Raw genomic sequence first — 21,179 nt, forward strand, 5'->3', positions numbered from 1 at the left:
GGGTCATTTCAAAACTCCGCTATACGCGGTCTGTCATCAGAGAAAGAACGTAGAAAGACTCTATAGGATCATCTCTATACTTATTTCTATATTTGGAGGAGAATTCATGTCATCCAATAGCAAAAGCAATTCTAACAACAATACAGCCACTCCATCATCCCCAGTCAAAATCGTGAAACCCAAGCTCCCCAAGCAGCTTGAGCCTATGATTCTATCCGATGCCGGTGTTGACGATGAATCCTCATTCATTCAGTCCTCTTGTCAGGACGAGACCCTGTCTTATATTTCAGCCGACAAGGTTCAATTCGATCAAATGATATTCCATAATGTTACGTTCCAGCACGTCACGCTCCACCATGCCGAACTAACGGATCTTGTGTTTAACCACTGCGACTTGTCCAACGTCGATCTCAGTGAGGCCATTATGTACCGCGTACAATTCAATCATTGCAAAATTCTGGGGCTCGACTTGACGGCAGCCACCATCCGTAATGTCGTATTCGATCATTGTACGGGCGACTACGCTACGTTCCGTTTTGCTAACATGAAGCAGGTGTCCTTCCAATCCACCTCGCTCATAAAATCGGATTTTTATCATTCCGAATTAAGCAAGGTGGAATTTGTGGATTGCCAGATCGACCAGTCGCAGTTCTCCGGCACGAAGCTTGCGGGAATCGACTTAAGCCGAACGGACTTTCATAACATTGGCGTGACCCTGGAAGATCTTCAAGGATGCATCATATCGCCGCATCAAGCCATCCCGTTAACCAAAATATTCGGTCTTGTCGTGAAAGAATGACCTTAAGTTATACTTGGCCCATATAATCAGGATCGTTCGTTTACAGGGGAACGTATATACGTGCACAGCATAAAGCGGCTTACTCCGTGGTCCGCTTGGACCTTTCGGGTTAAGCCGCTTTCTTAAATCATCCTATTATTGATCAAGGATGTATTTCTGCAAATCAAGCGGGAGCGGCGCCGGGATATCACAGGTGCTGACCATCTCATAGCGCTTGCCTTCATCGGAAGCATCATGGAAGCCCCACATGGCTTCAAGCACATGATAGGCAAGCTCGCCGCTCGCACGATGAGCTCTTCCGCTGCGGATGGCGTAGGCCATATCCGCCGGGCCGATCCCTCTTGTATTCTCGTTATACCCGGGAAGCAGCGGCTCTTCCGTCCACTCGGTTTCTCCGGTCAATCGATATTGAACCGAGCCGCCAAAGCCGTTGGGATCCGGGACGAGCATCGTGCCCTTAGTGCCGTAGATTTCAATATTAGGAAGCGTGCTGCCTCCAAATACATCAAAACTCGTAATCAGCGTGCCAATCGCGCCGTTATGAAACTCCATAAGTCCAGCCACGTGAGTAGGAATGTCCACTTGAATTTTCTGACCCTGTTTTTTCTCACTGGTAATCGTCCGCTCCGTAAGGGCCGTTCCGGTCATGCCGCTAATACGACGGATCGGTCCCAGAAGCTGAACCAGCGCCGTCAGGTAGTAAGGCCCCATATCGAACATCGGACCACCACCGGCGGCGTAATAAAATTCCGGATCGGGATGCCAATGCTCATGTCCGCGGCTCATCATAAATGCGGTCGCTGCAATCGGCTTGCCAATGCGCCCGTCTTCAATCAGCTTCAGTGCCGTTTGGATACCGGCTCCAAGAAATGTCTCTGGAGCACATCCGACGAGTAGTCCTTTGGACGCAGCCATATCCAGCACCGCTTTACCCTCTTCACGGGTTACCCCAAGGGGCTTTTCCACGTACACATGCTTGCCGGCTTGCAGTGCATCCAGCATAATTTGCGCGTGTAGTGCAGGTATCGTCAGATTAATGACCAGCTCAATCTCGGGATCTGCAAGCAGCTCATCGGTAGTGTATACATTCGGAATATGATACTTGGCAGCCTGTTCCTCGGCACGGGCACGATCGATATCCGCACACGCCGTCAGCTCCAGGATATCGAACTTATGGCAGTTTTCCATATAGATGCCGCTGATTTTTCCGCAGCCAATGATGCCAACCTTTACTTTCTTCATGATCCAAGTCTCCTTCTGCCTTATTGGCTGTCTCCCATGCCTGTGTAGCCTTGACCTTCCGTAAACACACTCATGTCCGAACCCGAATATAATGCTTTTCCTTCAGCAGCCCAGAGCAGTCCCCTGCGCATCATTTCCTTCACCTGCGGCATATCGACGATGTCGGCATGATGGCCGAGGGAATTGTAATAGACCCGTCCATATCCCCAGCGCTTCGTCCATACTACCGGCATATCAACCGCTTTGTTCAGCAGATGCGGTCCGGCCACAACCGGAAAGCGAGTGGTTGCCAGCACTTCAACGGCCGGATCCACATGCAGATAGTACTGCTCGGAGACCACCGTGAAATCCTGCATCCCTTCCACCAGCGGGCTGGAGCTCGATTTAATCTCAACCTGGTACTTCACGCCATCGTTACCCGGATGCGCAACCCATTGACCTCCGGTCATGAACTGCCAATCCACATTGTTGCGGAACGAATCGCACATGCCGCCGTGACAGCCCGCCAAGCCGGTTCCCTTCTGCACGGCAAGCGATACGTTGCCCACCTGCTCCTTCGATATTTCTCCCATCGTCCATACCGGCACGATCAGATCCAAGGCCTGAAGTTTCTCTGCATCATTAAAAGCATCCAGCGTGTCGGATACCTCAACCTCATATTGCTCAGCCCGAAGCAATTCCGCGAAAATGCCGGCAACCTGCTCAGGTTCATGTCCGTCCCAGCCGCCCCATACGATCAAAGCCTTTTTCATGTGTAGCACTCCTTTTTTATGTGTCCGGCCAGAATTGGCCAAATGACTTGATTACATTTCCGACAACCGCACCCAGCGGCGTTCTTCAATGGATTTATCCACGGCTTCCAGCACAGCCTGACATTTCACGCCATCCTCGAAATTCGGCACAGGCTGCCTTCCCTCGGAAATAGCGGTCGATAGCTCCAGGATTTCATGCGTAAAGGTGTGCTCGAAACCGATCGTATGTCCCGGCGGCCACCATGCCTCCATATAATCGTGAACGGGATCGGTTGCCAGTACGCGGCGGAAGCCCTGAACATCCTCATCGTCGGACGTAAAGTAAACCTCCAGCTCATTCATTCGTTCAAAATCGAATTTGACGCTGCCCAAGCTGCCGTTGATCTCAAAGGAATTGGTGCTGCGGTGCCCTGCGGCAAAGCGCGTCGCCTCAAAGCTGCCAAGCGCCCCGTTCTCGAAGCGGGTCATGAACAACGTGGCGTCATCTACCGTCACTTTCCCCATGGGACCGCCTGTGCTTCCTTTTGCGCTTAACCCGGTCATCTCGCTGGCAATGGGACGCTCCTTGATAAAGGTCTCGCTCATTCCGATCACTTCCTGCATATCACCGACCAGATAATGCGCGAGATCGATCAGGTGGGCACCAAGATCCCCATGCGATCCGGATCCGGCCACTTCCTTCTGCAATCTCCATACCAGCGGGAATTGCGGGTCCATGATCCAATCCTGCAAAAACCAAGCACGGAAATGATAAATCTGACCCAATCTTCCACTCTCAACCAGCTTCTTGGCCAGTCTTACAGCTGGCGAAAATCTATAATTAAACCCAACCATATGGGTAACTCCCGCTTCTTCCGCCGCCTGCAGCATCTCTCTGGCATCCGCCAAGGTCAAGGCAAGCGGCTTCTCGCAAAATATATGCTTCCCCGCCTTCGCCGCGGCAATGGCAATCTCCTTATGGGCATCGCTTGGGGCGTTGATATCGATCAGATCGATATCTTCCCGATTGACAAGCTCCTTCCAATCGGTAACGCTTTCACTCCAGCCCAATTGATCCGCAGCTGCTTGCACGGCCGACACATTGCGGCCGCAGATCGCCACCATTTCAGGCTTCAGCGCCTCCGGGAAAAACATCGGCAGGCTCCGGTAAGCATTGCTGTGGGCTTTCCCCATAAATTTATAACCAATCATGCCGACACGTAATTGTTTCATCCTTCATTCCTCCTTAAATAAGAGTTATTCATTTCGATGAAGCGAAGATGCACGGATTACCAGGCGAGTTGGCAGCTGGCGATGGAGCACTGCGTTCGTTTCGCTGCCTTCTGGCAGATCGGAGGCGTCCAGCATACGAAGCACATGATCCGCTGCAAGGCATCCCAGTTCATAGAACGGAACCCTCACGCTGGTAAGCGGCGGCGTGCACAGCTCGGCGGCTTCCGAATCGTCATACCCGACAAAAGCAGGCATTCGCTCCTCTGAAATGCCTAGCGCACGCAGCCCCTGCTGAAGTCCAATCGCCATGCGGTCATTGGCGGCAAATACGGCTTCAATACAGTCCAGCTTCCCGGCGACCTGCTCGGCAGCGGCATAACCGCTTTTGCGGCTGAAGTTACCTTCGAACAGCAAAGTTTCATCCAGCACGATTCCCGCTTCATTCAGTGCCCGGCTGTACCCCTTCAACCGATCGCGGCTGTTGGAATACTGAGGCGGCCCATTAAGAAAAGCAATGTTCCGAAATCCCTGCTGCGTCAAGTGATGAACGGCTTGATAGCTGCCATCCACATGATCGGCATCCATAACGTGAAACGCCTCGCCGTCAAAGTATTGATTAATCAGGCAATAAGGGTGATCCGCTTCGCTCAGCTGTTTGATGGCCGCACGTTCGCCTTCATCATCCCGGGCACCAAGAATAATGCAAGCGTCTACCTTCTGGGTGCGGAACAGATTCAAGTAGTCCATTGAACCGCCGGGCTCACGGAACAGCATCAATAGGTCATATTGGCTTTCCAGCGCCTTACTGCCAATGCCGCTTAATATTTCGGAAAAATAATAAGCGGAGAAGATGCGGGCTTTCGGCAGGTAGGGCATGACAACGCCCAGGTTACCGCTTCTTCGGCGGGCAAAACTTCGGGCAAGCGCACTCGGGGTATACCCAAGCCGATCCGCCGCTTCCAGCACCCGCTGCTTGGTCTCTTCCTTGATAGGTCCGACCCCGTTCAATACACGGGATACCGTCGCTTCCGAAACGCCGGCAAGCTGTGCTACCTCTTTACGACTAGCGATATTCATCAAGCCTCCTGCAATTTATGTACGCGCGTACATTTTCTCATGGAGTCTTGCAGTTGTCAACCGTCTTAACCAGCAAAATTGTTCTTGCACCCTTATTTCAGATGTGCAATAATCTTCACCAGATACTTATTAAACCTATTTAAAAAGGAAGGGGAGTGGTGATGGATACGCGCAAAGAACCTTTACCCACACCGCAATCCATGAAATACGCCGTGCGGCGCGCGCTCCGCGCTTCCCTACTGGAGCTCGGCAGCGGAACCAAAGCGGAGCTTAGTGACAGGCTCGGCATCAGCTTTCCAACGGTGAGCAAAGTGCTGGAACAGATGGCGCAGGAAGGCGAAGTTACCCTGCTCGGGCTGGATGAGTCCAGCGGCGGGAGACGTGCAAACCGCTACGCTTTTAACCCGGACTATATGCTGGGTCTCGCCGTTTATTATGAGAAGGAGCGGAGCGTATACACCATTTTTAACTGGAACGGCGATCTGGTCGAACGACAAACTGAAGACGGCATACTCCAGCTTGGACCGGAAGCGCTGGCTTCCCAGCTAAGAAGCTGGATCCACCGTTATCCGAAAATCCGCTCGATTGCGGTCGGCATGCCGGCTGCGGTTCGTGATGGCGTCGTTTTTCACGTGCCGTTGTACGGGACATTCCAGGATTACGACCTCAAATCTTACCTGGAGAACCTGTTCTCCATTCCTGTCATCGTGGAGAATGACATGAATGCGGCCGTGCTTGGCTATCAGAATCTGAGCCGTACGGAGGAGGCTTCTCTTGTATACGTGTATTTCGGACACAATGGACCGGGGGCGGGGCTGCTGATCAATGGAAACGTCGTTCGGGGCAAGTCGTTCTTTACGGGTGAGATCGGTTATGTACCGATGAGCAAAGACAACAATTTTCAAGATGTATTGGAGCGTAAAAGTGCCGTCATGAGCAGTCTTATCGAGCCGGATGAGGAGCAAATTGATGCGTTAAGCCGATTAAGCGCCGCCTTCACCGCGATTCTCAATCCGGATGCCATTCTGTGGTGTGAGCATAACCTCCTGCCCTCCACCCTGCTCTCCATTAAAGACCGGGCTTCCGCCTACGTACCCGAGCGCCATCTGCCCGAAATGCTGCTTCGCGAGTGGGAGCATGACTATATAGCCGGCCTGCAGCGGCTTGCTCTGGATATGATGATATCCGATACAAGTGCAATGTAAAATTCAACGATGACGATTGGGGAATAACCGTGAATACAGACCTTCAAACGAAAGCAAAACCTAAATTCAGCAAAGACTACACCCTTCATCTGGCAACCATCTTTCTGGGCTTTATCATATTTGGAATATCGGAAAACATTAAGGGACCCGCCATTCCAAGGATCCAATTCGATTTCCACCTGGATGAAATGCAGATCGGCACCTTGCTATCCCTGAACGCGCTCGGGTACTTGATTGCCTGCTCTTTCACTGCGCTGTTAACGCGGAAGATCGGGATCAAGTGGGTCAGTATGGCCGCCTTCGGTTCGATGGCTATCTCGGGTGTGTTGATCTTCCTGTCGCACAGCTACCCGATGTTTACCGCATCCTATTTCTTTATGTACATTGGAAACGGTATGCTGGAGATCGGCCTCGCCATATTGGCTGCCCGGATCTTTGTGCGAAACACAGGCACGATGATGAACCTGTCCCATTTCTTCTACGGAATCAGCTCAACTGTGGCACCGATGATTGCATCCGGCCTCATGACCGTAACCGTGTTTAATTACACGCTGGACTGGCGGGGCATGTATCTGGCCATGCTGATGTTATCCGTGCTGCCAATGATCCCGGCACTCATGAGCAAGTTTCCCGGGGACGATCTATCCGAAACGGAACGAACCCCGCTTAAGTTGTTAGTTAAAGATCCTGCACTGTGGCTGGTCGTCATGATTCTATCCTTCGGTGTCGTATCGGAGATGGCAGTTGGCGGTTGGCTCGTAAACTTTCTTGAAAAATCGTACAAATGGGAACCTACGGCTGCTGCCGGGATGCTGTCCGCCTTCTTCCTCTGCTTCTCGGCAGCACGCCTGCTGCTCGGCCCGATAACGGACCGGATCGGCTTCACGCTGTCCATCATCATCCTGTCCGCGTTGACTGGCGTATGCACGTTTATTGCAATCTTTGGCGGAGAATCCTATGCGTTCCTGTTCGCGGCAGCAGGCATTGGAATTGCTCCGATTTATCCGACGGTCATGGCGCTCATTGCCAAAAGATATCCGAAAGAGAGCGACACCGCGATTACGTTCATCGTCACCATGATGGGAATCGGCAGCGTTATCGGCAATTACGCGATCGGAGCGATCACGAACGGCTTCAAGCAAATGTACGGCAGCGGAACAGAGCTCGGGCTGCTGCGCGGGCTTCAGGCGGGTTATGGTTTCATCGGATTGTGTGCCATCCTATGCTCGCTCTTTGGCATCCTTCTGTACCGTTATTTAAAAGTCCGTAAGCAGTTGGTCTAATCCTATGATTCATTGAACACTAAGGGAGCCCTCTTATAAGTACAAGAGGGCTCCCTTTTATTGATTATGATCGTTTGCCTACCCACACCCTAATTAACCCAAGTCGGGTTGATCAACAAGTTCGATGCTTGCTGTTTCGGTATGATGCAGCTCAAACACCAAGATTTCATTGCGGCCCTGCTTCAGCAGGGGTCCAGGCAGGTAAAGCGCTGCTTGCGGTCCTTGTTCCCAGTAACGCCCCAGGTTGAAGCCATTGACCCAAACAACCCCTTTTCCCCATCCGTCCAAGCGGATAAATGTATCTCCAATGTCATCCACCGAGAATTCACCCCGATAAAAGGTAGGGCGATCCTGCTGTTCAAACGGACCCGTAAGCGGTTGAAACGGTGCCGCATTGGGATTGTCAAGCGGCACAGGATAGATGCTCCAGTCATACAGGAACTGGTTGTTCATCCGGACTCCCTCAGTGATTCCTTTATAGTCCTTCAGCTTCGGGCCGTAATTGATACGCCCCATATTCTCAACAACGATCTCAAGCTTGGCGCCGGCTGCCGGAACATCGAACTGGAGGGCTTGGGGATTCCAGCGTTCAACCGTCCCCTGATACTTACCGTCCAGGAATACCTGTGCCCGGTCATGCACCTCTTGCAGATGCAACGACTCTCCCTGGCGAGGTCCGGAAATATCCGTTGCATAAACGATGAAGCCATAGCTTTGACCCAGCAGTTCCATCGGTACAGGTGTTGTACGTTTCACCGCCTCGGATAGCGTCGGCAGATGCTCCAGCAAGTCGGCATAATGCGTCATGCGAACCGAGCCATAGCTTTTTTTCTTGACGGGCTGAGGCAAACTTGGAAAATCAGAAAGCTCTTTTCCCTGATGCTTCGCAATCGTGCTGCGAATAGCCTCGTACTTAGCTGTTACATCCCCGCACTCTGAGAGTGGGGCATCATAATCATAGCTGGTGATCGTCGGCTCATACTTCTCGTGATAATTCGCCCCGTTATAAAATCCGAAATTTGTTCCACCATGAAACATGTAGAAGTTCACGGATGCATTCAAGTCCAGCATCTCTTTGAATACGGCGGCAGCATCTTCCGCGTCCCGGGTATGATGAGGTTTCAGCCAATGATCAAACCATCCATTCCAGTATTCCATGCACATCAGAGGGTCTTCGGCCCGATATTCCCGCAGTTTGGCAAATGCCTCCTCCGTTCTTGAACCAAAATTAACGGTGGCAAGCACGCCTGGAACGGTTCCCCCTTGCAGCATCCCGTCGGTGGGACCATCCGAGGTGAACAGCAATACATCTACGCCCCGCTTGATCAAGCCATCCTTCAAGTATTCCAGATATGCCGTATCATTTCCGTAGCTCCCGTACTCGTTCTCGATTTGCATTGCAATCACCGGGCCTCCATTGGAGGTTAATAACGGAACCAGCCGCGGAATCAGTTCATCATAATAATGGTCAACCTTCTCCAGATACAACGGATCCATGCATCGCAGATGGATATCTGGATACTGCAGCAGCCAGGACGGCAGCCCGCCAAATTCCCATTCTGCGCATATGTAAGGGCTTGGCCGAAGGATCACATGCAGCCCGAGATCACCGGCGATTTGGACGAATCTTTCCAAGTCGGCAATGCCATCAAACGTAAATTGTCCTTCCTTGGGTTCGTGCAAATTCCAGGGTATATAGGTTTCCACGGTGTTTAATCCACAACTTTTCAGCTTCATTAGTCTGTCTTCCCAATACTCCGGTACGATCCGAAAATAATGTACGGCACCCGACAGAATCTGGATCGGCTCATCCCCGAGCACGAACTGTTGATTAACCGCTTTCAATTGAGCTTTCATTTCCTGTTTCCTCCCTGCTCGTATCATTTTGCTTGCTATTGTCATCATCTATCAAAAGCTCGTGCTGCTCAATCTCCAAATGGAGCATTCTTTATACCTTTTGTGCCGAATATTCAGAATCGAGAAGAACCTATTATGATACAATATATGGCATAATCATTGGAATTTTCGAAGCAAAAGGAGCATGACCATTATGGATACCGCTTTTCGCTTTCCCAATATAATTCACACGCTTCAAGTAACGGGATGCCATTTTGATTCCCAGCCGCCCGGCTGGAGTTATCCGAGGCATCATCATCACCTGTTTGAGCTGCTGTACTGTCTGGAAGGCGAGGTCCTGCAGGAAATTCATCGGGAGTCTTTTACGCTGCGGCAAGGAGAATGGCTTCTGATCAAATCCGGAGTCCCCCATCAAACCACGAATCTGGCCAACGGGCCATATGGATACTTTAATGTTCATTTTGATCTCGATGATCAGGAAATTCGAAGCTCATTATCCGCTGCCCCTTACCGCCACATTCTCCAGCAGGAAAGCGCGCACAGCAATCTGAAGGCATACGTTCAAGAGCTGGAGGGAATCGTTCGACGCAGTCAGCCGGAAGCCCATTCGCTTCAACCTGAGAACCCGAGGGCTGAATACAATCTCACTTTTGAAGACAGACTGCTGCTCCAATCCTACACATTGCTCATCATCCACGATGTGCTTTCTCTCCTGAAGGTGCAGGATGAGGTCGAGCTGCCTTCATTGACACAGGCAGTATCAGGCTCCCACAAGCCGTCTTCCTTGCTTGCAGCCGATGCGGCGCATGCCATTGAAGAGAAGCTGTCATCAGGGCTCACAGATGAGATCTCTGTCGCAGCCGTATCCAAAGAGCTGAATTTAAGCCGCAGCCAATGCAGCAAGTTGTTTCGCCAAGTTTACGGAATATCGCCAAGACAATATATCAGCCGACAAAAGCTCACCCTAGCCAAAGAGCTGCTGGTCACGACCCATCTGCCAATGACGGCGATTGCCGACAAACTCGGCTTTCGCTCAGCCAGCCATTTTTCAAGGCAATTCCGCCGCTGGACCGGGCAGTCGCCGACAGAATACCGTCCCAGACACTGAATCGGGGAACCTGATTATTTTTAGTAAGTTACTTGACAATCAAAAGCATAATTGAGTATGATACATTCTATAGTTTCAGCTATATAAAAGTTAGTTGATAACCACTTAAAAATAAGGAGCTGTTACCATTCATGCGTAGCTATTCTTCTATGGGTACTTTCATTATTCGGGTTATTCTGGGCGTCATCTTTTTGGCTCACGGTTTGGATAAATTCCAGAGCGGCATCGGCAACATCGAGGGCTTTTTCGCCAGTTTGGGAATCCCCGCATTCATGGCGACCGTTGTGGCCATTATCGAAATTGTGGGTGGTATTGCATTGATTATCGGTTTGGGAACGAGAATTGCTTCCCTTGTTCTTGGCGTTGTGCTTGTCGTAGCTATTTTTCAGGCCAAGCTCGGCATGGGCTTCCTGGGTGGCTATGAATTGGATATTGCCTTGCTGGCTATGGCCGTTCATCTTGCCCTTAGCGGCAGCAGCCTGCTCTCGGTCGATTCGTTGTTTGGCAAGAAAAACAAAGCCTAAAGGATACGCAAAGGTTCGCCGGTAATCCAGGCGAAAAGAAAAACGTCCAACGACGTACTCTCTAAGAAGTCAGACCGCGTTTAACGGTAGTTTTTCTTGCGATATCAGGCAGCACATCCTCCGAAGTTTATACGTTCTGCTATCTTAAAAAGAGCTGCACCTGACGATCAGTCTCCCAAGATCCTGATCCAATGGTACGGCTCTTTTTTTTTACATGTTATGAAAAGCTGCTACCGCCCTTTTCGGCCGCTATAGCCGATTTCCTCTGCAGTCTCAGAAGCGCGAACGACAACCCTGCGGATATCGCAATACAGATGGAGCCTGCAATGTACACCATGCGAATGCCGAGTGTATCCGCAATTAGACCCATGAACGCAATCGATAAACTCGTTACCGTGGACAGCAAAATATCACGCGAAGCGTAGATTTTCGGCAGCAGCTCTTGATCCACACTGGATTGGAGCGCGGTTTGCTGCGCCACATCCCGCAGCTGATAGGCTGGTCCCATTGAAATGCATAGGATCAATGCCATGATCGGGATACTGTTTAGGCCATACCACAGGGTAAGCAAACTGAACACCGCTGATCCTGCGGCCATGCATGGAATCAGATTTTTCTGGATAAAGGAAGACAGGAGCAGCATCAGCAGCCCACCCGCAATGGCGCCTATATAATAACTGGCATTAATGAATCCCCACCAAGCTTCGCCTTGATGCAGCACTTCCTTGACATACACCAGCGTGATCGCCCCCACCCAGATGGTTCCCGCGATCCCTTCAATCATATCCATCATCGTGACGATTCTTAATGTCGGATTTCGCCACAGGTAGAACCAGCCTTCACGAATCACTTCCCAGCCTGGTTTCGCTCCTCCCGCCGCAGCCGGTTCCTTCTCCTTCATGGAGCGTGCTGCGATCCAAAGGCACAACACGGATACCCAGATGAGTACGCAGCTCATGATTAACGTCGGCATATGTCCAAACTGTACAACGAGAAAGCCCGTGAAGGTATATCCTGCAATCTGCAAGGATTGACTGGTCACGGATAGAGAGCTGTTAGCCTTAACCAGCCGGTCAGGTGCAACTACTCTCGGAACCATGGACTGAATGAGCGGGTTTCCCCATCCTTCGGTAAAAGCAATGAACAAGATAAACATACACAGCACGGAAACCTGAGATGATATATAGGGAAATGCGATAACCAATGCGGTTAACAACAGGGCTTTCATGACTTGAAGCCTCACCAGAAGCTTGGAGAAGCCGAATTTCTCCATCACAAGCGGAGCCGTAAGGCCGGCGACTAACCGTGCGACTGCGTTAAACAGCGGGAATAACGCGGCAATAAAGGCCGATCCGGATTCTTGATACATAAAGGTAGTCAGTACCATGATGTAGACAACGCCTGCAAGCGAAATGCTTGAATGCGCGGTCCAGTAGTATAGAAAGCCTCCTCGTTTCATGTCCACACCCTGTTCTGCTGATCTTTTTTCTAATAGTCATAACATAGGTTGAGAGTTTCTGTAAAGATAACGGAAGTTCCCCCATACTAAAAAAAGCCTGCTCCCATGATCCATCCATGAGAGCAGACTTACTATAACTCGGCTATGAAGCGCTATGGGCAACCGACCAACGGTCCTGCCCCGGATAAGGACATCGCTTGTCTTTCAGCTTTGCAGTGATCTGTACGATGCAGCCGCACAGCGTGCATGTCGTGTCCCTGTGCAGCTTTGGACAAGAGAAGCACGCACGCAGACGGGCATCATACTCACCATCCGGCACGCAACGGTCAGACGTAAACATTGGAGAAGATAGGACGCGCGTAATTTGTTCCTCGTTAACCCGGTAATCGTCATGACAACCTTTGCACCGATTATCCGACATCCCCTTCGTTTATCCTGCCGTAATCTCGAGGACGGTAACGGACATTGGTGCCAGCTTGGCACGCAGAACGTCGCCTTCCTGTTCAAAAGCATGGAAATCAGCCGGCTTCAAAGTCTCCGGCGATTCAAAGGTGTTGTGAGCGTCCAGCGAATCGGAGGCTAGCTGCTGGCCTACGATCTTGGACACCGCTCCGCTTAATCCCCGAAGCTGAATCGTCACGTCACTTTGCTCCGCATGACTTACATTACACAGACTCACATGGATCTTGCCGGCTTGATCCTTCGAGGCCGTTACGGATACTTGCGGAATCTTCTCGCCGTCCATCTCATAATCAGCGCCGCTGTAGTTGGTAGCCAAACGTTCTGCGTCCTGATGAACTTTATACATATCGAACACATGATAAGTCGGAGTAAGAATCATTTTCTCGCCTTCGGTTAAAATGACGGACTGCAGCACATTGACAATCTGCGCAATGTTCGCCATGACCACCCGATCATTATGCTCGTGGAAGATATTCAGCGTTAAACCCGCCACCAGAGCATCACGGATCGTATTCTGCTGATACAGGAAGCCCGGATTGGTGCCAGGCTCTACGTCAAACCAGGTCCCCCACTCATCTACAATGAGGCCGATCCGCTTGTTAGGATCATACTGGTCCATGATTGCCGAATGTCTCGTAATCAATTCATCCATATGAAGCGCCTTCTTCATCGTGGTAAACCAATCCTGTTCGCTGAATCCGGTAGCAGCGCCTTTGCCTGTCCAGAATTCGCCAGGAATCGTGTAATAGTGAAGACTGATGGCATCCATGAAAGGATGTGCTTCTCTCATCACGGTTTCCATCCAGCGGTAATCATCCACGTTCGGTCCGCAGGCAATCTTGTAAATCTTGTTATCGCCATAGTTGCGAACATAAGTCTGATAGCGTCTGTACAGATCCGCATAATACTCCGGCCGCATATTGCCGCCGCAGCCCCAGTTCTCGTTCCCGACGCCAAAATATTTTACATTCCATGGCTTCTCGCGGCCATTCTCCTGGCGCCATGCGGCCATCGGCGACACGCCATCAAAGGTCATATATTCAACCCATTCCGACATTTCCTGCACGGTGCCGCTGCCGACATTGCCCGATATGTATGGTTCACAACCCAGAAGCTCGCAAAGACGGAGGAATTCGTGGGTGCCAAAATGGTTGTTCTCCACAACGCCGCCCCAGTGCGTATTGACCATCTGCTTCCGATTCTCTCGTGGACCGACGCCGTCCTTCCAGTGGTACTCGTCGGCAAAACAACCGCCAGGCCAGCGCAGCACCGGTATGTTAAGCTGTTTCAGCGCCTCCAGTACATCATTGCGGATCCCCTCCGTATTCGGAATCGGTGAATCCTCTCCAACCCATATGCCCTCATAAATGCAGCGACCCAGATGTTCGGAAAAATGACCATAAATATTGCGGTTGATCTTGCCTTTGGATAAATCCGAATGAATGGTAATAACATGACTCATGACTTATTCCGCTCCTCACCGTTGTTTTATAGATGTTTATATGAAACAGTTTAATAATCTTTAAAACAATGATATCGGCCAAACCGGATTCCGTCAACCCGTAATTTAAACGCTTTCACGAAATAGCCTTATTTTTCACCAAAAAAAAGACCGGCCCAAGCCGATCTTCCGATCGGGCTCTGAGCCAGTCTCTCTTCAACGCGTCGCCCGGATTAAAAATTCCCGGGTTCGCTCTGCCTTCGGTTGATTAAATATTTGATCAGGCGTGCCGGATTCGACGACCTGTCCGTTATCCATGAAGATAATTCGGTCCGCCACTTCTTTGGCAAAACTCATCTCATGCGTGACGATCACCATCGTCATATGCTCCTCGGCCAGCTGCTTAATAACCGCCAGCACCTCGCCGGTCAGCTCGGGATCCAGCGCCGATGTCGGTTCGTCAAACAGCATGATGTCCGGATTCATCATCAGTGCTCTCGCAATGGCCACACGCTGTTTCTGTCCGCCCGACAGATTCCCGGGGTATACATCTGCTTTATCAGATAAACCGACCTTCTTCAGCAGAGCGGCGCTGTTTAACCTGACTTCTTCCTTTGACTGTTTCTTCACATGTTTAGGTGCCAGTCCCAGATTCTCCTGTACCGTGAGATGAGGAAACAGGTTGAAATGCTGGAATACCATGCCCATCCGGGATGTGATCGCTTTGATCCCCGGCGGGCTGGCATATACGCCATCCTTCACGAGATATTGATCCTGCAGCTTGATCGATCCGCCATTAATCTCCTCCAGATGCACCAGACTCCGGAACATGGTGCTCTTCCCCGATCCGGAAGGTCCGATGACGGCAATCACTTCATTCTTCTGAATCTCAAAGCTGACGTCCTTCAGCACGTCCAGCTGGCCGAAGGATTTTTTTACATGGGTTACTTCGATAATTGCCATTACACGACAGTCCTTCTATTCATATTTAAATCGGCGTTCCAGAAACTTAAATAACATGGTTAACACGAGGGTCATTAGCAGGTATATTACGCCCGCAATGAAAAACGGCATAATCGTAACATCGCGATTGACCGCCGTATAGGCGAAGTGCAGTAACTCCGGAACCGCTACGGCATACAGCAGCGCCGTATCTTTTACCAGCGTAATGGATTCGTTGGATACCGCCGGCAGGGCTACGCGAAACATTTGGGGCAGAATCACTCTCGTGGTCGTTTGCCAGCGGTTCAGGCCCAGCACCTTGGACGCTTCATATTGACCCTTGTCAATCGCCAAGAGGCCTCCCCGAAAGATTTCCGCAAAATAAGCGGCATAGTTCAGCACAAATGCCAAACTTGCGGCTACAAAACGGTCCAGAACGAGATACTCTCCGATCACCGGCAGCACTGGGAGCCCGAAACAAAAGAACAACAGCTGCAGCAGCAGCGGGGTACCACGAAACACATAAATATAGGCATTGGCCAACCAAGCCAGCGGCTTGATTGCGCTTCGAACCATTAACGTGAACACAAACCCGAGCGGGATGGAGACCACGATAGCAATTAAAAACAACAGTATCGTTGTCTGTGCACCCTCCAGCATCGGTTTGCCGATTTGAACAATGTAATCCATACTCATATACGCTTAACTCCTAATGGAAAAACTTCTTGAGTTGCTTGAAGTTCTTCAAAATATCGTAGACCCAAGGCAGGGAACACAAAACCGGAGCCTTTGGTCAAAGTCCGGTTTGTTGGAATACCTATGGAAGGATGAATAACCATCCTTGTGGAACGTCTTACTTCAACACTTTGTTTTCGCCAAACCATTTCTCGGAAATCTTGGCTGCCGTACCATCGGCATTCATTTCGTCCAGTGCTTTTTGCAGGCTTTGAAGCAGCTCCTCGTTGCCTTTTTTAACCCCGATCCCGTACTGCTCCGGTGCCAGAGATTCCTCGAGAATCTTGTATATTCCCTCTTCCTTGGACATGAAGTATTTCATCACCACTTCGTCTATGACCACAGCCTCTACGCGTCCATTCTTCAAATCGCTCAGAGCCAGCATATTGTCAGGGAATTCGTTGATCTTCTTCACTTGCGTGTGAATCTCGTTGGCGCTTAACGCATCGGCAGCCGAGGACAGCGACTGCAAACCGATCTCTTTGCCTGCCAAATCGCTGATCGAAGTTATATCCGAATCAGCCAGCACGGCGACGACCTGACTGTTCTCCAGATAAGGCTTGGTGAACAACACTTTCTCCTTGCGTTCATCGGTGATGGTATAGCCGTTCCATATCAAGTCAATGCGGCCGCTGCTAAGTTCGGACTCCTTCGATTTCCAGTCAATCGGCTGGAACTTGACTTCCTTGCCCATCTTCTCAGCGGCTGCACGGGCATAATCGATATCAAAGCCGACAATTTCATTGCTCTCGTCACGAAAGCCCATGGGCGCGAACTTGTCATCGATCCCGACAACCAGCTCATTGCCGCCGCTTGCTGAGCTTGAACAGCCGACTACGGTTAATAACAGCATGAAACCTGCTAATACTGATGCTATCTTTTTCACCAAAAAATCCCCCTTGTAGACATTAAACGCAGCTATATTCTGGATGCAAAGGAATTCGCATCAGATGCAAATACTGCTTTTTCGCTTTAGTACGTTATCAAGACTCCATGATACCATATTAGCAGAGAAGAGTCGATAGTTTCATAGAATGGTCAATTTTCATCGCATGATATGAAATTTATGTATTTTCATCCTATTTTAAGGTTATTTTAAGGATGAATTCAGTTTAGCGGGAAAGAATGATGGACTGTAAGACCAACATCAAGAAAGGCGGTAAACAACAATGACAACCCACTTGAAGTCAGTGAAGCGGCTGGTGCTTGTCGCCATCGCTGTAGTCATGGGCCTCGCTTATCTTCCCGTCTCGGTCTCGGCGGAACCGATCGGACAGCAAACAGAATCATCGGCTGTTCCTTCTTCCCAGGACGAACGCGGGCAACATAAACCCGGTCATATGTTCAAGGCAATCTCCGAATTTCTGAAGCTGGAACCGCAAGTTCTTCGAGATAAACTCAAAACCTCGACACTCGCGGAAATAGCCAAGGAACAAGGTGTATCCAGAGAGGCCGTAAAAGCCAAGATCGTTGAGCTGTTGAAGGATAAAATCTCCTCGCATCCGAAGCAGCTGGGCAAATCCATCGATTACTCCGCTGCCGCGGACAAGCTGCTTGATGCCAAAGGCGGGTGGCAGAAGCAGCGGATGCATCATCGTCATGGCCGGCTGATCTCGGATAGCGACGAACTGGCCAAACTTCTGAAGACGACGCCGGAAGCACTCAAGCAGTCGCTCCAATCCGGAAAATCGCTGGCACAGATCGCGAAGGAGCAAGACGTGCCCGTCCAGTCCGTCATTGATCAACAAGTCCAGGCACTCACGAAGCGCCTGGATCAGAAGTTGACCGAAGGCAAGCTGACGAAGGAAGAATACGAGGAGCGCAAATCCAGAATTGCTCCGTTCGTGAGCGATGTGGTGAATGGTAAACTCAAACCGATGAAACACAGCCGGTAAAGTGCCCGCTTAACGCATAACCTTTTGTCATTGAAAACGAAAAACGTCTATCGACGTACTTTCCCAGTAGACAGACCGCATTTATGCGGAAGTTAATCTTGCGAGATAAGGATGCTAAGCCTCGGATGTTTATACTTTCTTATCTCTAAACACAAGAGCCGCTCCATCGGTTAGGAATAACCCATGAAGCGGCTCTTTATCGTCCGTTTATTCTATTTAACATCCATTTAAGGCACGTATTGCTGGATCATCTTCACTACGACGCCATCTTCGACGGTGATATGAAATGGAAACCATTTCATGTCTACGATATCATCCTTTTCGTAGATATTCGTGAATTTGTCCAGGCTCACCATCTGGTTCCAGGAAATCTGAGCATCCTCATACCTTCCGGTATGATCGTACAACTGAAGCAGCACTTCGGCATCATCTGCCACAGGAAGTTCAATCTGTTCTTCCGTATCATTTACGATATAATAACCATCCGGTGCTTCCGTCATCTCAGGGTCCTGCTCCCGTTCGCGGAATACCTGATTCGCTTCCTCGCCCTCGTACCATTCAATCGGATCTACTTGCAGATAGACCTTGCCGTCTCTGATCTCAAGCCCGTTAATATAGACAGCTTCCTGATTCGAAGCTTTCGGAACCGGCTCATAATTGTTGCCTGAGGCTACGCCAACGGTTGTCATCATGATCAGTACCAGCAGCATCATTGCTCCCAATTTCCAAGCCGACTTCTTCATCTTCTCATCGCTCCCTCTTCATCTTCTATTAAATGGATTCAGCTCGTGAACCCAACCCGGCTTATCGCGCATTAAATATTAGTAACCCAATTCCTGGATATTTGAAACGTATATGTATTTTATCATTCATAACTTTATTATAAGGACCCACTAGGTAAAATGGATGTCAATTTGATGTAAATTCATTACAATATTTCAATCTTCGGAAGCGCTTAAATACGGGACGATGAAGGATCGTACGCTATGTCGAACCGGGAAACATCCCAAATAAAAAACAAGCCCTCCCCGCTGATTCCTCAGTCGATGGTCAGGCTTGTTTAGATTCACACAAATATTATTGATTGAATGCTTCGGTCAGGACAGGAACAATCTGCGATTTGCGGGAAACCACGCCTTTAAGAAGAGCCTTGTTCTCCGACAGGGACACATTGTAGGCTTTCTCAACGGCCTTGGACTCTTTACCGAGTGCAAGAGCGATCGAATCGTTGTTCAGAATATCTGTCACTACGAAGACGAACAGGTCCAGTTTTTTGTCGGCAATAATCGCTTGAATTGCATCTTCGAGTTCGGCTTGGCGGGACAATACATCATTGGTATCCACCGCGTTAACCTGTGCGATTTCCACTTTGGCTCCGCCCATTTGGAATTCCTTGGCGTCCAGGGAGATCAATTGTGCGATGGTTTTGTCGCTCAGATCGGCGCCTGCCTTGAGCATCTCCAACCCATAGCTGTCTGCATCCACGCCAGCGATCTCAGCCAGCTCGCGAGCTGCTGCGATATCTTCGTCTGTGCAGGTTGGGGATTTGAACAACAGGGAGTCCGAAATGATGGCGGACAGCATCAGGCCAGCAATTTCTTTGCGAACGGCGATACCTTTTTCCTTGTAGATCTTGTTCAGAATGGTAGCTGTGCAGCCGACAGGCTCCGCACGGTAGTATAATGGGTGGCTTGTCTCAAAATTCGCGATGCGGTGATGATCGATAACCTCAATCACGCGAACCTGATCAATGTCGCTTGCGCTTTGCTGACGCTCGTTATGGTCCACGAGGATAACGTCTTGGGCTTCGTTTGCAACCGTCTCAACGAAACGAGGAGCTTCGACCCTAAAGTAATCAAGCGCATATTGCGTTTCACCGTTAACGTCTCCAAGACGTACGGGCTCGGTGGAAAGGCCGAGCTGGTTCTTCAAATCAGCATAAGCAATAGCAGAGCAGATTGTGTCCGTATCCGGATTTTTGTGTCCAAAAATTAATGTTTTTGCCATATATAATGCCCCTCTCGCAACATAAATTTCATCGTTTATATCAATAAACAGATGATCACCTATCTGATTATATCGTTAAATTCTACTTATTCCAATTCCTTTACAGAGATTATTTTCAGACCGTGTTTATACCAATACAATTTCCGGTTCCGGAACGAATCCAAAATGGTTGTTAATCGACTCCGAGATCAGATTCATCAAGTAGAGGATATCCGTTGCCTTCGCATGCTTCTGGTTCAGAATCATGTTGCCGTGATGCGGAGAGATGATCGCGCCGCCATATTCGGTTCCTTTCATATTCAGCTGATCCACGAGCGAGCCGACGGCTACTCCATAATCATAATTATTTTTGAATACGGAACCGCAGGACGGGTAGTCGAAATGGCGTTTACTCGTCCGGTACTTGATGATGTCAAGCATCGACTGTGGCGTCTCTATTCCCCTTCCTGCCAGCGCGTGCACCTCGCCCAGAAAGAATGAGAAGAACGATGGCAATGAGGATGGATGGCTTCCGCGAGTCTTCCACTCCGTGAGAAGTTCAGACGTCATGCTGATCTGTTCCTCCGAACTGACCGGAATATTAAGATCGGCCCCTACTATGATCCACGGATGCTGCTGGAAGATGGATTGCTTGTATGCAAATAAACAGTCCGCTACGGGAATGGACCGTACCTTTAAGTTCGGATCCGTCGTATCGATATAATAGACGGTGTCCAGAATATCGCAGATTTGACGTGCATTATATTTAGCGTTCATATAGATGCCGGCCCCTACGCAGCCTGGCAGCAAAAAAGTAAAATCAAGCAAATCCGTTCCACCCATTAACCCCATCAAGGACAACAACGACATCGGCGCGCCGGATGAAACGTACCATTTATCGCCCGACACCCGCAGCTCCACCAGGTTTTTGAGCGATATAAACACCAGGTCATGTTTCGGTTCATCCGGAAACAGAATATTGGAGCCCATTCCAAAGATGTACCATGGCATCCCGCGTTTCCTGCAGTCCTGCAGGAGATCCGCCAGGTCATTTGCCGTTTCAGGCATGGCCAGATAATTGGCTGAGCCGCCGATCCCATACGTCGAAAAAGCAGACAGCTCCACATTGCGCTTGCACAATCGGTCAATAGCAGATGTATGTAAAGTCATCGTAGACATGTCACTCCCTATTCTTCACAT

General features: G+C 50.0%; 20 protein-coding genes. 6 read left to right on the forward strand and 14 right to left on the reverse strand.

From position 1 onward, the window contains the following. Window positions 1-106 precede the first annotated feature (106 nt). Window positions 107-799, forward strand: coding sequence for a pentapeptide repeat-containing protein (locus AC0VZ8_RS20320; protein WP_071220294.1), 693 nt, complete (start codon window positions 107-109; stop codon window positions 797-799). A gap of 135 nt (window positions 800-934) precedes the next feature. Here AC0VZ8_RS20320 and AC0VZ8_RS20325 read toward each other — a convergent pair whose 3' ends face one another. From AC0VZ8_RS20325 to AC0VZ8_RS20340, 4 genes are read right to left on the reverse strand one after another with little or no spacing between them, the layout of a single operon-like run. Then, a complete protein-coding gene (locus AC0VZ8_RS20325; protein ID WP_475484224.1) occupies window positions 935-2,041 on the reverse strand; it encodes a Gfo/Idh/MocA family protein in 1,107 nt (368 codons plus the stop codon). Window positions 2,042-2,061: 20 nt separating this feature from the next. Further along, a complete protein-coding gene (locus tag AC0VZ8_RS20330; protein ID WP_071220292.1) occupies window positions 2,062-2,793 on the reverse strand; it encodes a ThuA domain-containing protein in 732 nt (243 codons plus the stop codon). A 51-nt stretch (window positions 2,794-2,844) separates the two neighbouring features. Next, complete coding sequence (locus AC0VZ8_RS20335; protein WP_071220291.1) at window positions 2,845-4,005, reverse strand: Gfo/Idh/MocA family protein; 1,161 nt, start codon at window positions 4,003-4,005, stop codon at window positions 2,845-2,847. Window positions 4,006-4,029: 24 nt separating this feature from the next. Further along, on the reverse strand, window positions 4,030-5,082 hold the full coding sequence (locus AC0VZ8_RS20340; protein ID WP_071220290.1) for a LacI family DNA-binding transcriptional regulator: 1,053 nt from the start codon (window positions 5,080-5,082) through the stop codon (window positions 4,030-4,032). A gap of 161 nt (window positions 5,083-5,243) precedes the next feature. Between AC0VZ8_RS20340 and AC0VZ8_RS20345 the strand changes: the two genes are divergently transcribed. Beyond that, window positions 5,244-6,287: an ROK family transcriptional regulator gene (locus AC0VZ8_RS20345; protein ID WP_071220289.1), complete on the forward strand. Its 1,044-nt coding sequence runs from the start codon at window positions 5,244-5,246 to the stop codon at window positions 6,285-6,287. Window positions 6,288-6,316: 29 nt separating this feature from the next. Then, window positions 6,317-7,570: an MFS transporter gene (locus AC0VZ8_RS20350; protein ID WP_071220288.1), complete on the forward strand. Its 1,254-nt coding sequence runs from the start codon at window positions 6,317-6,319 to the stop codon at window positions 7,568-7,570. Window positions 7,571-7,663: 93 nt separating this feature from the next. Here AC0VZ8_RS20350 and AC0VZ8_RS20355 read toward each other — a convergent pair whose 3' ends face one another. Continuing rightward, a complete protein-coding gene (locus AC0VZ8_RS20355) occupies window positions 7,664-9,427 on the reverse strand; it encodes a glycoside hydrolase family 35 protein (RefSeq protein WP_475484225.1) in 1,764 nt (587 codons plus the stop codon). 193 nt (window positions 9,428-9,620) lie between these two features. On the opposite strand from AC0VZ8_RS20355, the gene AC0VZ8_RS20360 reads away from it, so the two are divergent. Together AC0VZ8_RS20360 and AC0VZ8_RS20365 are read left to right on the forward strand one after the other, a co-directional pair. Beyond that, window positions 9,621-10,535 (forward strand): AraC family transcriptional regulator, encoded by a 915-nt coding sequence (locus AC0VZ8_RS20360; protein WP_475484226.1) that lies wholly within the window; start codon window positions 9,621-9,623, stop codon window positions 10,533-10,535. Between the two features lie 131 nt (window positions 10,536-10,666). Continuing rightward, window positions 10,667-11,059, forward strand: coding sequence for a DoxX family protein (locus AC0VZ8_RS20365; RefSeq protein WP_194543428.1), 393 nt, complete (start codon window positions 10,667-10,669; stop codon window positions 11,057-11,059). Window positions 11,060-11,276: 217 nt separating this feature from the next. Here AC0VZ8_RS20365 and AC0VZ8_RS20370 read toward each other — a convergent pair whose 3' ends face one another. From AC0VZ8_RS20370 to AC0VZ8_RS20395, 6 genes are all read right to left on the reverse strand, one after another. Further along, complete coding sequence (locus AC0VZ8_RS20370; protein ID WP_475484227.1) at window positions 11,277-12,518, reverse strand: MFS transporter; 1,242 nt, start codon at window positions 12,516-12,518, stop codon at window positions 11,277-11,279. 142 nt (window positions 12,519-12,660) lie between these two features. After that, a complete protein-coding gene (locus AC0VZ8_RS20375) occupies window positions 12,661-12,939 on the reverse strand; it encodes a DUF6171 family protein (protein WP_475484228.1) in 279 nt (92 codons plus the stop codon). 9 nt (window positions 12,940-12,948) lie between these two features. Further along, a complete protein-coding gene (locus AC0VZ8_RS20380; protein ID WP_260065371.1) occupies window positions 12,949-14,442 on the reverse strand; it encodes an alpha-N-arabinofuranosidase in 1,494 nt (497 codons plus the stop codon). Window positions 14,443-14,637: 195 nt separating this feature from the next. Then, window positions 14,638-15,384, reverse strand: a complete 747-nt coding sequence (locus AC0VZ8_RS20385) for an amino acid ABC transporter ATP-binding protein (protein ID WP_475484229.1) — start codon at window positions 15,382-15,384, stop codon at window positions 14,638-14,640. Window positions 15,385-15,399: 15 nt separating this feature from the next. Further along, the gene (locus tag AC0VZ8_RS20390; protein WP_071220281.1) at window positions 15,400-16,059 is read right to left on the reverse strand and encodes an amino acid ABC transporter permease; all 660 of its coding nucleotides are present in this window, start codon (window positions 16,057-16,059) and stop codon (window positions 15,400-15,402) included. A gap of 157 nt (window positions 16,060-16,216) precedes the next feature. Further along, window positions 16,217-16,984, reverse strand: coding sequence for an amino acid ABC transporter substrate-binding protein (locus AC0VZ8_RS20395; protein ID WP_127592358.1), 768 nt, complete (start codon window positions 16,982-16,984; stop codon window positions 16,217-16,219). A 283-nt stretch (window positions 16,985-17,267) separates the two neighbouring features. Here AC0VZ8_RS20395 and AC0VZ8_RS20400 point away from each other — a divergent pair, with 283 nt between their 5' ends. Beyond that, on the forward strand, window positions 17,268-17,993 hold the full coding sequence (locus tag AC0VZ8_RS20400; protein ID WP_475484230.1) for a hypothetical protein: 726 nt from the start codon (window positions 17,268-17,270) through the stop codon (window positions 17,991-17,993). 227 nt (window positions 17,994-18,220) lie between these two features. Here AC0VZ8_RS20400 and AC0VZ8_RS20405 read toward each other — a convergent pair whose 3' ends face one another. The 3 genes from AC0VZ8_RS20405 to AC0VZ8_RS20415 all read right to left on the reverse strand — a co-directional run bounded on the left by AC0VZ8_RS20405 (window position 18,221) and on the right by AC0VZ8_RS20415 (window position 21,149). Beyond that, the gene (locus AC0VZ8_RS20405; RefSeq protein ID WP_113058790.1) at window positions 18,221-18,736 is read right to left on the reverse strand and encodes a hypothetical protein; all 516 of its coding nucleotides are present in this window, start codon (window positions 18,734-18,736) and stop codon (window positions 18,221-18,223) included. A gap of 334 nt (window positions 18,737-19,070) precedes the next feature. After that, a complete protein-coding gene (locus AC0VZ8_RS20410) occupies window positions 19,071-20,000 on the reverse strand; it encodes a manganese-dependent inorganic pyrophosphatase (protein WP_475484231.1) in 930 nt (309 codons plus the stop codon). Window positions 20,001-20,126: 126 nt separating this feature from the next. Then, complete coding sequence (locus AC0VZ8_RS20415) at window positions 20,127-21,149, reverse strand: UDP-N-acetylmuramate dehydrogenase (protein WP_475484232.1); 1,023 nt, start codon at window positions 21,147-21,149, stop codon at window positions 20,127-20,129. Window positions 21,150-21,179 lie beyond the last annotated feature (30 nt).

The organism is Paenibacillus sp. QJM3NY_38 (genome assembly GCF_056173265.1).

Bases quoted from the DNA above. Each gene is read 5' to 3' on its own strand.
- AC0VZ8_RS20320 (WP_071220294.1), top strand. From the start codon at position 107: ATGTCATCCAATAGCAAAAGCAATTCTAACAACAATACAGCCACTCCA.
- AC0VZ8_RS20325 (WP_475484224.1), bottom strand. From the start codon at position 2,041: ATGAAGAAAGTAAAGGTTGGCATCATTGGCTGCGGAAAAATCAGCGGC.
- AC0VZ8_RS20330 (WP_071220292.1), bottom strand. From the start codon at position 2,793: ATGAAAAAGGCTTTGATCGTATGGGGCGGCTGGGACGGACATGAACCT.
- AC0VZ8_RS20335 (WP_071220291.1), bottom strand. From the start codon at position 4,005: ATGAAACAATTACGTGTCGGCATGATTGGTTATAAATTTATGGGGAAA.
- AC0VZ8_RS20340 (WP_071220290.1), bottom strand. From the start codon at position 5,082: ATGAATATCGCTAGTCGTAAAGAGGTAGCACAGCTTGCCGGCGTTTCG.
- AC0VZ8_RS20345 (WP_071220289.1), top strand. From the start codon at position 5,244: ATGGATACGCGCAAAGAACCTTTACCCACACCGCAATCCATGAAATAC.
- AC0VZ8_RS20355 (WP_475484225.1), bottom strand. From the start codon at position 9,427: ATGAAAGCTCAATTGAAAGCGGTTAATCAACAGTTCGTGCTCGGGGAT.
- AC0VZ8_RS20360 (WP_475484226.1), top strand. From the start codon at position 9,621: ATGGATACCGCTTTTCGCTTTCCCAATATAATTCACACGCTTCAAGTA.
- AC0VZ8_RS20365 (WP_194543428.1), top strand. From the start codon at position 10,667: ATGCGTAGCTATTCTTCTATGGGTACTTTCATTATTCGGGTTATTCTG.
- AC0VZ8_RS20370 (WP_475484227.1), bottom strand. From the start codon at position 12,518: ATGAAACGAGGAGGCTTTCTATACTACTGGACCGCGCATTCAAGCATT.
- AC0VZ8_RS20375 (WP_475484228.1), bottom strand. From the start codon at position 12,939: ATGTCGGATAATCGGTGCAAAGGTTGTCATGACGATTACCGGGTTAAC.
- AC0VZ8_RS20380 (WP_260065371.1), bottom strand. From the start codon at position 14,442: ATGAGTCATGTTATTACCATTCATTCGGATTTATCCAAAGGCAAGATC.
- AC0VZ8_RS20385 (WP_475484229.1), bottom strand. From the start codon at position 15,384: ATGGCAATTATCGAAGTAACCCATGTAAAAAAATCCTTCGGCCAGCTG.
- AC0VZ8_RS20390 (WP_071220281.1), bottom strand. From the start codon at position 16,059: ATGAGTATGGATTACATTGTTCAAATCGGCAAACCGATGCTGGAGGGT.
- AC0VZ8_RS20400 (WP_475484230.1), top strand. From the start codon at position 17,268: ATGACAACCCACTTGAAGTCAGTGAAGCGGCTGGTGCTTGTCGCCATC.
- AC0VZ8_RS20405 (WP_113058790.1), bottom strand. From the start codon at position 18,736: ATGAAGAAGTCGGCTTGGAAATTGGGAGCAATGATGCTGCTGGTACTG.
- AC0VZ8_RS20410 (WP_475484231.1), bottom strand. From the start codon at position 20,000: ATGGCAAAAACATTAATTTTTGGACACAAAAATCCGGATACGGACACA.
- AC0VZ8_RS20415 (WP_475484232.1), bottom strand. From the start codon at position 21,149: ATGACTTTACATACATCTGCTATTGACCGATTGTGCAAGCGCAATGTG.